Origin of the sequence: Paenibacillus hunanensis (assembly GCF_034055775.1) — a bacterium.
GTDB classification, from domain to species: domain Bacteria; phylum Bacillota; class Bacilli; order Paenibacillales; family Paenibacillaceae; genus Saccharibacillus; species Saccharibacillus hunanensis.
Genome location: NZ_CP139194.1, coordinates 3,080,560 through 3,094,472 on the forward strand (window position 1 = coordinate 3,080,560; position 13,913 = coordinate 3,094,472).

Sequence of the window (13,913 nt, forward strand, 5' to 3'; positions counted from 1 at the left end):
CCGAAGATAAAGGGATAAAGACTCCGTTTATTAAGTTATAACGAACACAATAACACCATTAGATTTGCATTACTGGCATGGATATCAGATGGATAGGTCTATGCCTCCAGCATTATGGATCTCAGACTCGATCGGATTGCCCATGATCTCAATCTGATTCCTGGATCGTCATAATCTGGATCATCATAATATTGTATGTATTTTCGTCATAATACATGTTAGGAAGGAGATGGATGTATGGCTGCTGTGATTAAGGAAAGTCGATCGGATCGCATCTTTTTACTACTAAATTATGTGTATCTGGCCATTGCGCTTATCTGTGTACTCTATCCGCTTGTCTATATCGTAAGTGCCTCGATCAGTTCACCAACGTATGTGAACTCCGGTGAAATGTGGCTTTTCCCCAAGGGCATTACTTTTGAAGGCTATCAGCGTGTATTTGAAAATCAGTCCATATGGCAGGGGTATGCCAATACGATCCTGTATACGGTTGTCGGTACGCTTGTGAATCTGCTCGTGACGATTCCAGCGGCCTATGCGCTAAGTCGATCGGACTTTGTAGGACGTGGATTTTTCATGGCGATGTTTTTGGTCACGATGTTCTTCAGTGGTGGCTTGATTCCAACATATTTACTTGTGAAAAACCTCGGCCTGGTCAATACGATGTGGGCATTAATTTTACCAGGTGCGGCTTCGGTCTGGAACATTATCGTAGCACGTACCTTCTTCCAATCCACAATTCCAAAAGAACTACAGGAAGCCGCTCATATTGATGGCTGTACGAATCTGCGTCTGTTCTGGAAAATCGTCATTCCGCTGTCGGCTCCGATCATTGCCGTGATGGCACTCTTTTACGGTGTCGGACACTGGAACAGCTATTTTAACGCATTAGTCTACTTAAATGATGAATCCAAATATCCACTACAAATGGTATTACGTCAGATTCTCGTCTTGCAGGAGATGACGGGTAGCGGTATTGGCGCCGCCACCAGCGGCGAAGCAGCGATGGCGATGAATGCACGTGCTGATTCGGCGGCACTGCTGAAATACGCGGTTATTATCGTATCGACGCTGCCAATTATTGCGGTCTATCCATTTTTACAGCGCTATTTTGTACAGGGTGTCATGATTGGCTCGGTAAAAGGTTAATTTCCTATTTCCCTAATTTGAAGGAGGCATACTATGAAAGGTTCATTTCGTACCCATTCTGGCTCGTCCACTTCATTTTTCCAGCGCTTTAAGGCGCCGCGTACAGCAACGCTCGTCCTATCTATTGTACTGGGTACCTCGCTGTTAGCAGGCTGTTCCTCCGGCTCCAGTGAGCCACAGGTAGGCAGTGCGGAGTCAGCTGCCAATGTGAATAAGGAAGGCTTCCCGATCGTCAAGGAAAAGATCACACTCAGTATGATGGGCCCTGATGTGGGGATGCAAAACTGGAAGGACATGCCTGCTTTTCAGGAAATGGAAAAGCTAAGCAATATCTCATTCAAATTCGAGAATCCACCACTGGATAGCTTTGAAACGAAAAAGAATCTAGTGTTCGCAAGCGGCGAATATCCCGACATCTTCTACGCCTCCTCTTTAACACAGGCAGATGAGGTCAATTACGGCAGTCAGGGCATTCTACTGCCGCTGGAGGATCTGATCGATAACGGCTATGCTCCTAATCTGAAAAAGGTGCTTGATGAAAATCCAGCCATTCGCAAATCAATCACCACACCGGATGGACATATCTATTCACTGCCTGTTATTAATCAGCAAAGCATCTGGTATCGCAGTCCAATGTGGTATAACGGCGACTTCCTTGAAGCGTTGAATGTCAAAGAAGCCGATCTACCAAAGACGACAGAGGAGCTGTATGATCTGCTCGTGCGCTTCCGTGACGAAGATCCAAATGGCAACGGGAAAAAGGATGAAATTCCACTCGCCTCCGTCAAGTTGGACGACGTTCGCTCCTGGCTGCTCGGTGCGTGGGGCATCTATGGCGAGGATATCTATAATGATGCTAACGGCAAAGTCCATTTCGCTCGTACCGAGGATGGCTATCGTGAATTCCTGACCTATATGAATCGCCTGTGGAGCGAGAAGCTATTAGATCATGAAACCTTCTCCCAAACCCCGGATCAGAAAAAGGCAAAAGGCGCGAGCAATCAGCTTGGTCTATTCCAGGATTGGCATGCTTACTTTACCCATGGCGGCAAGCCGACAACCAAAGACCCGATGTTCATTCCTGTTAAAAGCGATGCTGTCGACAAGCCTGCTGTAGCGATTCACCCGGGTCTATCTACCGGTGCCTTCGCCATTACAGAGAGCAATCCAGCACCGGAAGCCTCCCTGCGCTGGGTCGATTATATGTACAGCTATGATGGTGCAATGCTATTCGACAAAGGGCCGGAGGGTCTGATCTATGAGACGGTTAACAAAGAGGATCATACGAAGAAATGGAAGCCGCTACCAAGCGAATACAATAGCCGTGAGGACTACCGCGGTACATTGACACCGAACTATGGTACGCCTGCCCCTACTCTGCTCAGCCCTGATCTACAAAAAGGGCTAAAGGAAGACTTCGATCTATGGGTGGACAAGCAGAATGAAGAAAAGATTCTTGCCTATGATCCACAGCCTCCATTCCCGATCCTCTATCTGACACCAGAGGAGCAGTCGGAGATTTCCAGTCTGCGTGCGGATATGGATACGTACATTCAACAGATGGAAGCCAAATTCGTTACCGGACAGGAGCCACTAAGCGGCTGGGATAATTATCTCGCTACCGTTAAGCAAATGGGCAGTGATCGGATTATCGAAATTTATCAGGCAGCGTATGATCGTTGGAAAAACAGCTGATTTATCGTAATCGAACATTTTATACATTTGAATAAAAATACAAGTTCACTTTATGAATGATCAACGATATTTTTTATAGTATTTCGTGAAGCTATCTGTAGCATTCTCCGTGCATAGCGAGCAAAAGGCAGTCCTTAAAGGGCTGCCTTTTGTATTATTGATTACTTGTTACTAACTACTTATTACTATTGATTGATCATTAAACTATCGCTGTAATTACATCAGCAAAATAACAGCAAAATAACAGCAAAATAACAGCAAAATAACAGATTTACACCCTTATCAGCGAAATGAAACACCTATTTTGCAAAAAACAGTTTATTTGGTTAATTAAAAGCCGGCTAGCTACCGATAATAATATTGCGGAAAGAAGATTAAATATACAATAAAAGGGGACATCACATGAAAAAATGGATGATCTGGTGCTTGGCGATTATGATTGCTTTGCCAAGCGCAGCGGCTACACCTGTCTATGCCGATGATAATACGGCAAGTACGACAAGCAGCAATACAAGCAATACTGAACCATCCAACAGTAATAGTACAGTTTCATCTGATACGTACTCTACGGGCAATTCTTCAACATCCAATACGACCAATACCTCTACTTCTACTTCAGGAGGCGGCGGTACTGCCACTATCACCTCTACAACTAGCAAACCAGTCATTAACCTTATTGGTGATAGCAGTGTTCGTATGAAAATTGGTACACCCTTTGCTGATCCAGGCACAACGGTACAGGACGATGTATACAATGACCTTTCCGCAACGGTGACGTATACACTGAATGACCAGCCAGTTAATTCGATTAACACCAATGCAACTGGCACTTACGTTATTCATTACAATGTGACCACATCAGACAACCGTGTCGCCGATGAAGCTACACGTACCGTAACTATTGTCAATGTTGGCGACTATGTTAACCTGTCCGGTATCCATGTAGACAATGCCTATGGAATGGCGTATCACGGAGATTATGTGTATGTTGCACAACGTGACAAAGGACTAGCACGTGTTAATCTCTATAGCGGCAAGGTCGAACAGATCGTCAGCTCCAACCAATCCTTTATGGCAGTCGCGCTTGATTCTGCTGGTAATCTTTTCTTCACGATAGACAGCGATTCGACGATCTACAAGTTGGATCATAACGAGCTGAACAATCTTCCAATGAGCCAAAGTAATTTCAACTCCAAAAAGAGTGTGTATTTCTCTTCTAACCAGTATAACTTCTTTTATGGTTTAGCGTTCGACAGTCAGGATAACATCTACTTCTCGGATTTCAGCTCCAAGGGTATTTTGAAACTGCCTGCCAATTCGCTCACGCCACAAGTTGTACTGAGTGGTTTCACGACTTACTTTAGCAGCTTCACCATTGATCCGCTAGGAAATTTATATACGAGCGGCAGAGATGGGAATGTGTACCGAATTGATTCTAGTTCACTTCAATCCCTCCCTCTAAGTACAAATAGTCTCGTAAATATTAGCAACGGTCAATTCAGTGGCGGTTATGGCATGTTCTTTACGCCAGATGGTACATCGTATATGGGTTCCTCTTTTGGAAAGAATCAACAATCGACGTTGACTCCAGTCATTACGCTGAATGGAGTTTCACCAATTACGATAACTCAATATGATTCCTTCTATGATCCAGGTGTAATCGTTACGCCGAGTAAATACGACGGTCTTCAACAGACGACCACGTATACATTGAATGGGGCTTCTGTTCCAAGTATCGACACAAGTGTAGTTGGTACGTATACCATTCATTATAATGCTTCGATCACATCACAATATGTAGCCAAAGAAGTGACTCGTAGCGTTATCGTTAAGCCTGGCCCAACACAAGTGAGCGATGTGCAATTGAATCGTCCATTCGGACTGGCTTATTATAATGGCGACGTCTATTATGCTGATTATAGTTACGGTCTTTCTAGAATTTCGACGAAAACATTTAAAATCACACGTATTATTAAAAGCTATGATACGAATATAGTCGCAGTTGCGCTTAATAAAAATGGCGATCTATTCTACGTGATTAGCGGTCAAAGCAAAATTTACAAGCTGGATCATTCCTATTTGAACGATCCCGAAAACTTCCCGTATTATGACGAAGACCTTGCAGATTACAGCAAATTGTATTATCAGGCACCGTTAGACACGTCCAATAATTCGTATGACATGGCCATTGCGGGCTTAGCTTTTGATGGAAATGATCGTCTATATTTCACTTTGCAAATGGATAATGAAATGCAGGCTATCTCCAACATCATGCGTTTCCCTGCTGACTCTGCAACGACTCCTGATGTAGTAGCTACGTATCCAACACGAGCATACGGTCTGACGATTAGTCCTCTGGGCAACCTGTATGTGAATGTAGGATTGAATGGTCTGTATAAAGCGGATGCGTCTTTACTGAATAATGTTCCGATCGCGTACACTCAATTCAAATTAATGAGCAATGTTAGCATGGGATATGGTGTCGTATTCCTGCCCGATCGTACAGGCTATACCAGCTCTGTACAATCTACAACCAATACACTGAACAAGCTTAGCTTCCTCGACTCCCTTGCGGCAACGAGTGTTAAGCTGGACAAATCAACACTGACACTCACTGAAGGCGATGCTCCTGCTCTGCTCACCGCCAGCATTTTGCCAGATAATGCTACAGATACACAGCTGGTTTGGAAAAGCAGCAATGAGCAGGTTGCTACGGTTCAAAATGGTGTCGTAACTCCAGTTGGCAAAGGAACGGCATCAATCACCGTCTATGTAGCTAACCAGCAGGATGCATCCGATACCGCGACGATTACTGTGAATGCTAAACCTGTTATCGTGGACCCTGTTATTGTAAAAGACGACAAAAAGAAAACCGATAGCTCTCTAACACTGGGTGTAGATGGTGGCGCAGGTAAAACGTACGTGCCTTCTACAGCTAGCGAATCCCGCTCCACTCAATTCGATGGCAGTGTACTGCGCACCATTACGTTTGATCCAAGCAAAATGTCAGGTGCCATCAATTTGCTTAAGAGCATGAAAGAATCTACGGTTCGCTTAAACGTTCCGGCAATCGACAATGTAACTTCGAATACTGATATTAACCTGCCGCTGAGTGTATCTAATTCCATCAGCAGCAATGACATGAACTTGAACATCAATACCAGCAAGATTCAGCTTGCCATCCCAAACAGTTCAATGCTTAATGTCAATCAAGATATCAATTTCAAAATCAATGTACTCGATAAGTATCAGGACATGTTAAAAGAGAAAGTACGCGCCTCCAACATGTCGATTGTAAAACAAATTGTTGGTAATGCTGATCTTTCTGTTGTTAGCAATCCGATCGACATCATTACAAATTTCCAGAACAAGCCTGTTGATGTGTTAATCCCACTGGATACGGTTAAAATACCGAGCCTTTCCGTCGTGAAAGATCTGTATGTATATGTGAATCATAGTGACGGTAGCGAGGAATTTATCAAGCCTACTTTGATTACAGACGATTCCGGCAATCAAGTTTTGCAAATCAACACAAGCAAATTCAGTACGTTTACCGTTATGCAAGTGAGTGGTACTACAACCAATGCAGGTACAACACCTGTAACGGGTACGAACCCTGCTAACACAGGTGGTATCGTCAAACCTGCTTATATCGAAGGCTATCCAGATGGAACCTTCCGTCCAAACAACAGCCTGACTCGTGCTGAGCTCGCTTCCCTGCTCTATCGTCTGCAAGCAACAAGCAGCAATGCAGGCACAGTAAAAAGCTTCAAGGATGTATCTTCTAGCTTCTGGGCGAATCAAGCGATTCAATCGATGCAGTCTGCTGGACTGATGAGTGGTTTGCCAAACGGTACCTTCGCTCCATCCAAGCCGATCACGCGCGCTGAAATGGCGATCATTTTGAGCCGCTGGCAAGGTCTTAGCGGTCAGGGTGGTACAACATTCGCAACGGATATCAACGGTCACTGGGCAGAGCGTGAAATCAAGCTTGTGCTGACAGCAGGTCTGATGCAGGGCATTAGCCCATCCAGCTTCCAGCCGAATGCACCACTGACTCGTGCTCAAGCCGTAACGATCCTCAACAAGATTTTGGAGAAAACAGCTGTCCTGTCTGCTCGTCCAACACCGTGGAAGGATGTACCATCCAGCCACTGGGCGTATGCCGACATTATGGAAGCTTCGAACTCCTACTCACTGAAATAAAGTAACATCGTATAAGCGAAAAGCACGCTAACAAAAACCACCTTCGAGACACTCCAGCATATTCGCTGCTGACGTTGATCTCTTGAAGGTGGTTTTTGTATTTATTCTGTTCATTGTTATGAGATCGAATCTCGAATCTCCAGTGCTGACTGCTCCTCTTCCCCATGATGAAGCTTGCGATACTGCCCTGGTGTACAGCCCATTTCCTTTTTAAACTTGCGAATAAAATTAGCTGTATCCAGATAACCGACTCGCACAATAATATCCTTGAGTGGATGATCGGTTTCTGTAATCTGCCGAATCACCTCGTCTCGCCGTAGCTGCCAGATATACTGGGAGAAGGTTACGCCTGTTTTCTCCTTAAATGTACGACTCAAATACGAGCTGGAAATGGAAAATTGCTGTGCCATTCCTTCCAGACTGAGTGCATAATCAGCATACTGCTCCTCTACATACGCAACAATCTGATCCATTAGTGATACTTGCTCGGTCTCCTGCTTATGCTCCGCACATTCGCAAATCCGAATAGCCAGCATTTGCAGCTGTCCTTCCAGCTCTTCTGCCGTCTCGAAAGCAGATACCTGTGGCATATCGCGTAGACTGCCCAGCAAGCCTGCATCAGACGCTGCACGGAGTACCGTATTCAGCAGATCGAACAAAATACATCGCATCAGTGGTAAAGGCAGGGACTGTGCATGCACGCCTGCGGTAATCGTATGAATCATATGGCTTGCAACCTGAATATTGCCCTGCTTGAGACTCTGAGACAGCTTCAGCAGCGATTCATTGCTAATCCAGAACTGACTGCTGCCTGAGCGCTCCTCTTCCTGATGAAGCTGATTAAAGTACGTTACACTGGATGTCTCTCCGATCACACGATATTCCATCGCCGTAGCGGCTTCAATAAATGATTGGTTGATCATCTCCAGCTGAGTATAGCTTGTGCCTACACCAACAGTAGGTACAGTGCCATAATGCTGGCGTACCAGCTCTCGTACTGCCTCTACAATGCTACACATGCTCGTCTCCTGCTCCCGATCCTTTTGAGGTTGCCAGCATACTGCAAGTGCGAGTCGGTTACTTGAGGAATATTCCACCCCATATAGATGCGCACCAAGCTCTGGCAATGCCACCTCGCTTAATACATCCGGTAAGCTAAGATAGGGGCTTACGGTCTCATCTAATAGCTCTACATTGCTGGCAGCTGTCGTATTCGCAGCACGAGTCGCCAAGGCATCGCCAGATACGATCATGACAAAATATTGTAGCCCTTCACCTCGAAGTCCAAGTCCATCGATCAGACGAACGGTTTCTGGATCATCTGGCTGTCCATGCTTCATGAGCATCAATAAACATTGATGCCGTACATAGGGCTGCTGCAAGCCCACCTGATCCCGATAATGCAGCAACGTTTCTCGAATCCATGCCCATTCATTGTGCATAGACGAATCGGCTACAGGGTGACGTACAGGCGACGAGCCTGCTCCTGTACTACGAGATTGTGCAAATTCGACCAGATCACGCAATGGCCCATATTGACGACGCGCCAGCATTAGCGCCACCGGAATACCTGCCAGTGCAACGAGTGCAAAGATTAACACAATAAGCGTCTGCACATGGAAGATACGACTGAAAAATTGATCGCTTGGCATCGTCGTCACATATGTCCAGCCATTTTCCTGCGATTCGACCGCCACAACCGATTGCTGCTTGCCACCAAGCTCCATATTGTGAATGCCTGATTTGAGCTCTGCCAGCGTACTCAGCTCCAGCGGTGTAGGCGGTGCATCATGACTATTGGCTGTTAACACATGACCATTATTATCGAAAATATAACTATTGCCTGTAAAGTCACTCAGTACCGAATCCATCATTCCTGTTAGTCTGGATTCATTAATCAAATAAACGACGGTTGCATAGGGATACGCATCAGTCGGCTTGATCGGCACCATATGTACCAGCATCGACGACTGACGCGAGTTCACGGTCACCCCATCCGCCGGTCTTGTAAGCGGATACTTAATTTCATTCAGGTCACGCTTAATTTGCTGTTGATCCCAGCTATTAAATTTGTACGTTTTACCGAACACAACATTCAGACCACTTAATCCTTCCGACGAATAAATGACCGAATCATTATGAAAATATAATAGCAGATCGTCGATAATCGCACTATTCGCCCGATATTGATCCAAACGGCGGATCGCTTCGCTGCTGTAATACGGATGCTTCACCATATAGCGAGTCAGGCTATTGTCATAGCTCATACGAATCGCAATATCACGTAACTCCGTCATACGTCCATCGATCGTCATACGCACCTGATTGAGCTGGTTTACATTGGATTGCTCAATCTCAGTACGCAGACTTTTTACCGCACTCTGATAAATAAAGATCGTAATCACGATCAGCGGAATAAGGAAAATTAACAAATAGGACACCATATAGCTTCGCTGTAATCTTGAGCCCCTACGCTTGAATATCATCCGTTTCCTCCTCACGCATAACGATAATCGCCAGCCAGGTCGTACCTAAAGTCAGATGCCTGTGTCAGATCGCTCATGCCTTTTCAAAAGGACAGCTGAGTGCTAGCAGAACACCTGTATAGAGAGGGTCAGAAGCGGAATAAGCAACTTTGCTTATTATAAAGCGCTACATTCTGCACCACTGTGTACGACAGCCTTTTCTATCGCTGCTTATGAATTATGGAACACGTAACAACGTAATTATAAAGCCGTGCTAATCTTCTTTAACGTCGTTCAATGAATATTAATTTTGCGAAAGCAACAGAGATTCATGCTATTTCACCGAGGAAGAAATAAGATAGATTAACAGTGAAATCGATTTTATTAAAATGGATCACATGACAAGCGATCATGAGGATGTTGATCAAAAATGGTAGTCATCCTGCTGTTATTTTATCCATCATACAGCAGATGATTTTACAAAATGAGAACATGATCACATCAATTGTAGCTTATTTTCGCTATCTGAGAAGGGTTAAGTTTGCAGATTCGTTAAATTTGGTACTTTTTGATCACATTTGGCTAACATAGCGTTTACGTTGTTAGGTCAGAGAAATTATTCATGACTTTTTTTCCTGCTTCTGGTATGCTGTACATGAAATCCCGACAAGAAAGGATGATGAATATGAGAATCTATACGTTTTTTCGCAGCCGTCTGACACTCGTGACCATTTCAAAATCGGGAGCAATGAACGGATAAAGATTCATAAGCTCCCGTCATAAAAGGAGCTAACCGAATTGGAACTTAATAAATACGGATATAATGATCATTTTGCAGGGCGCTTCGCTGAACTGGAGCTGCCCTCGCATCTTATTCCTGCACGCGTAACTGCTGTATTCAAGCATGTGTTACGTGTTGTCTCAGCCGATGGAGAAGGACTGGCACGTCCAAAAACGTCCTCCTTCCGTGATGTAGATCGTATGGAGCGACCAGCAATTGGCGACTTTGTCGCACTGGAAAGTCATCCGGGTGATACTTCGCTTATTCATGCGGTACTAGAGCGCACCAGCCTGTTTGTACGCGATGATCCAGACCCAAATGCAGGTCAGCAGGTCGTTGCAGCTAACTTTGACTATTGCTTTCTCGTTAGCTCGGCCAACGATGACTTTAATATTAATCGGATCGAACGGTATCTGACCGTCGCCTGGAATAGCGGCGCAATGCCTGTCATTGTGCTGACCAAGGCAGACCTGACCGATCAGCTAGAAGCCTATCGCAGTGAGCTGGAAGCAGCCGGCTTTGGCGTTCCCTTCTTCGCAGTCGATAGCATTAGCGGTAACGGTCTGGCAGAGCTACGAGAGTTGATTCAGCCGGGGCAGACAATTGTATTGCTCGGCTCATCCGGTGTAGGTAAATCATCCCTGGTGAACGCACTTGCTGGTGAAGAGCGTATGCGTACGGGTGGAATCCGTGAGGATGACGCGCGCGGTCGTCATACGACTACGCATCGCGAGCTACATCTGCTGCCTAATGGTGTGATCGTGATCGACACACCTGGTATGCGTGGGCTTGGAGTAGGTACTGCCTCCGATGGATTGGATGAGACGTTCAGCGATATCGATGAGATTGGCGAGCAATGTCGATTCGCAGATTGTACGCATGAGGATGAACCGGGCTGTGCCGTTCAGGAAGCACTGGAAAATGGTTCATTATCACGTAAGCACTACATCAACTGGCAAAAGCTCAAACGCGAAATCGCTTTTAACGAGCGCAAGCAAAATAGCCAGCTTCAGCGCCAGGAGAGGCAAAAGTGGAAAACGATTAGTAAAATGAGCAAGCAAAACAGTAAGCACAAGCATCGGGCTTAGGTCAAAACGGGAAGCTATATCTTCTAGTAGTAAGTTGATTGTTCGATAGCAGGTTGATTGTTCAAGTGGAACTTTCAGTGTATCGCTAGCGATTAGAGCAGATTACCACTATAGAACAGCTACCTTTAGCTTTGGCTTCATATGTTTTTGACCGCTCTTTTGTGAAGATAGTTTGGTCTATTACTTATTACACTTTATTGTAATTTCATCTGTACATTTTATGCTCCATCTGTTCAGTAGACGATCATTCCGTCTATATGGACAGATGGAGCATTTTTGTATGTCATCATAAGTTCACGCTGGCTACCCCTAGCCACGAACACGATTGTTGAAACGGAAACAAAAGAGTTTTATACTGAAAGCAATCGAACCTGTACGGTAAAGGAGAATGATGATGAACAAACAGGAGCAAGTGATGCTGGAGTTCAGACAATTATTTACGAAAATGGCGTGGCTGAATCGTATCAAAATGGAGGATCAGCTTCGTGATCATAAGCCATCTGAGGTGCATTGCATCGAATATATTGGTAAACACCCGGATTGTAATGTAACCCGGCTGGCTGAGAACTTTTATATGACCCGTAGTGCGATCAGCAAAATGACTAAAAAGCTGATGGAAAAAGGCTTGATCGAAAGCTACCAGAAGCCGGATAACAAGAAGGAAATTTATTTTAAGCTTACGGAAAAAGGGAAGGAAATCGAGCATATTCATGAACGGCTCCATCGGGAATTTCAGGAGCGTGATGCGGCTGTATTTGAGCACATTACGGATGAGCAGTATGATAGCATGCTTGCCTTTATTCATAATTATAGTCAGCATCTGGATCAGTATATCCAGCCTGTAAATCGGGATGAAGCACATGGATAAAGTCGTGCGTTTTTATTCAAATGGTGTATGAATGGAATCGTAGTCTAATAGCCTATTGTATTAAATTTTGATCGAATTGCTTATGAATTTTGCTTTTGTGTTGCTTTTATTTTACTTTAGCTGTGCTCTGACGCTGCTTCCATATGTACGAGTTCTAATTATATGTGGTTCTAAAATATACATCTCTAGTAACATATACGACTCCGGTAAAATATACCGCTCCAGTAAAATAAACAGTTCCTGTTAAAATCTGCTCTAATCCGAGATCGTTTCGGTAGAGCAGATTTTTTATTTTTGTTGACAAGGAAACAAAAAAATCTTATATTATTGTCAACTAGGAAACAAAAAACTTTATCCAACTCTACCCCATTCTGAAAGGAGAACTACCCTTGACTGTTCATTCTTCCTCCCCGTCTCCATCTCATCTCGGTATTAATCGTAAGGCATTGGTGTTTGGCTTTATCTCTGTGTTTTTATGCGCGATTGGCTTTGGTATCGTCATACCGGTGGTACCTTTTCTTGTGCAGCCCTATGTACAGGATGCTTCGCAACAGGCAGTGATCGTTGCGTGGTTAACTTCGGTATATGCAATCTGTGTCTTTATCGCTTCCCCTGCACTTGGTGCGCTCAGTGATCGATATGGACGACGTCCGGTGCTACTGCTTTGCTTACTTGGCTCGGTCGCTGGCTATTTGTTATTCGGTATTGGTGGTGCATTGTGGATTTTATTTGTTGGACGGATCATTGAAGGTATTACGGGCGGCACGATCGCCACGCTGTTTGCTTATTTTGCTGATATTACATCTGCGGAGCAGCGTACACGTTACTTTGGCTGGATTGGTGCGGCTGCTGGTGCAGGTACGATCATTGGCCCATCGCTCGGCGGAATACTTGCTGGCATCAGCTATACCGCTCCCCTGTATTTTGGCGCTGCGATTACCTTACTTAATGTGCTCTATGGCTGGCGCTACATGCCGGAAAGTCTAGCGCCTCAGCTTCGTGTCGAGCATATTCCGCTAAGCCGACTGAATCCGTTTCTTCAATTAGCCAACATTTTATCAGTCAAATCATTACAACGATTATTATTCGCTGCCTTTCTGCTATGGTTACCTAATGGCGCGATGCAGGCGGTGCTTGCACAATTTACACTCGATATGTTCCACTGGCAGCCCGTATGGATCGGTCTTGTCTTCTCGATTATCGGTATTCAGGATATTTTGTCCCAGAGCCTTATTATGCCGCGTCTGCTAACAAGGATGAGCAGCGTGTCGATCGCTATTCTAGGTATGGTCGCTGAGCTGTGTGGCTATGGATTGATCGCTTCATCAGTGGCATTTTCTTCCTATGGCTTATTTCTTGCAGGGATGTTTGTATTCGGCTTTGGTGACTCGATCTTTGGCCCCTCCTTTAACGGATTGCTGTCAACATCTGCCGATGCAAGTCAACAGGGACGCGTACAGGGTGGTAGCCAGTCGATCCAATCTCTTGCACGTGTACTTGGGCCCCTGATCGGAGGACATCTATATGTCTCGCTCGGGCACGCTGCTCCAGCATGGATGGGCGTGATTCTGATCGGTATTGCTGCTATCGTGCTGTATCGCAAAGTATATCGAGCTGCTTCGTGATCGAACGTACGAAGCTGAGTATTTTGGGGATGATTT

7 protein-coding genes are annotated in these 13,913 nt (G+C 45.0%); 6 read left to right on the forward strand and 1 reads right to left on the reverse strand.

Features of this window, described 5'->3' with window-relative positions; translation table 11 throughout:
* Positions 1-237: 237 nt before the first annotated feature.
* From SK066_RS12455 to SK066_RS12465, 3 genes are all read left to right on the forward strand, one after another.
* On the forward strand, positions 238-1,149 hold the full coding sequence (locus SK066_RS12455; RefSeq protein ID WP_250343138.1) for a carbohydrate ABC transporter permease: 912 nt from the start codon (positions 238-240) through the stop codon (positions 1,147-1,149).
* A 33-nt stretch (positions 1,150-1,182) separates the two neighbouring features.
* Complete coding sequence (locus tag SK066_RS12460) at positions 1,183-2,844, forward strand: type 2 periplasmic-binding domain-containing protein (RefSeq protein ID WP_188774793.1); 1,662 nt, start codon at positions 1,183-1,185, stop codon at positions 2,842-2,844.
* 402 nt (positions 2,845-3,246) lie between these two features.
* Positions 3,247-7,050: an S-layer homology domain-containing protein gene (locus SK066_RS12465; protein ID WP_320541735.1), complete on the forward strand. Its 3,804-nt coding sequence runs from the start codon at positions 3,247-3,249 to the stop codon at positions 7,048-7,050.
* 116 nt (positions 7,051-7,166) lie between these two features.
* Here SK066_RS12465 and SK066_RS12470 read toward each other — a convergent pair whose 3' ends face one another.
* Positions 7,167-9,536 (reverse strand): AraC family transcriptional regulator, encoded by a 2,370-nt coding sequence (locus tag SK066_RS12470; RefSeq protein WP_320541736.1) that lies wholly within the window; start codon positions 9,534-9,536, stop codon positions 7,167-7,169.
* A 777-nt stretch (positions 9,537-10,313) separates the two neighbouring features.
* Between SK066_RS12470 and rsgA the strand changes: the two genes are divergently transcribed.
* The 3 genes from rsgA to SK066_RS12485 all read left to right on the forward strand — a co-directional run bounded on the left by rsgA (position 10,314) and on the right by SK066_RS12485 (position 13,877).
* Positions 10,314-11,384 (forward strand): ribosome small subunit-dependent GTPase A, encoded by a 1,071-nt coding sequence (gene rsgA, locus SK066_RS12475; RefSeq protein ID WP_320541737.1) that lies wholly within the window; start codon positions 10,314-10,316, stop codon positions 11,382-11,384.
* A gap of 394 nt (positions 11,385-11,778) precedes the next feature.
* Entirely contained in the window at positions 11,779-12,252 is a 474-nt protein-coding gene (locus tag SK066_RS12480; protein ID WP_250343143.1) for a MarR family transcriptional regulator, read from the forward strand.
* A gap of 389 nt (positions 12,253-12,641) precedes the next feature.
* Positions 12,642-13,877 carry an MFS transporter gene (locus SK066_RS12485; protein WP_320541738.1) on the forward strand — a complete coding sequence of 412 codons (1,236 nt, stop codon included), beginning with the start codon at positions 12,642-12,644 and terminating at the stop codon, positions 13,875-13,877.
* The last annotated feature ends 36 nt before the right edge of the window (positions 13,878-13,913 follow it).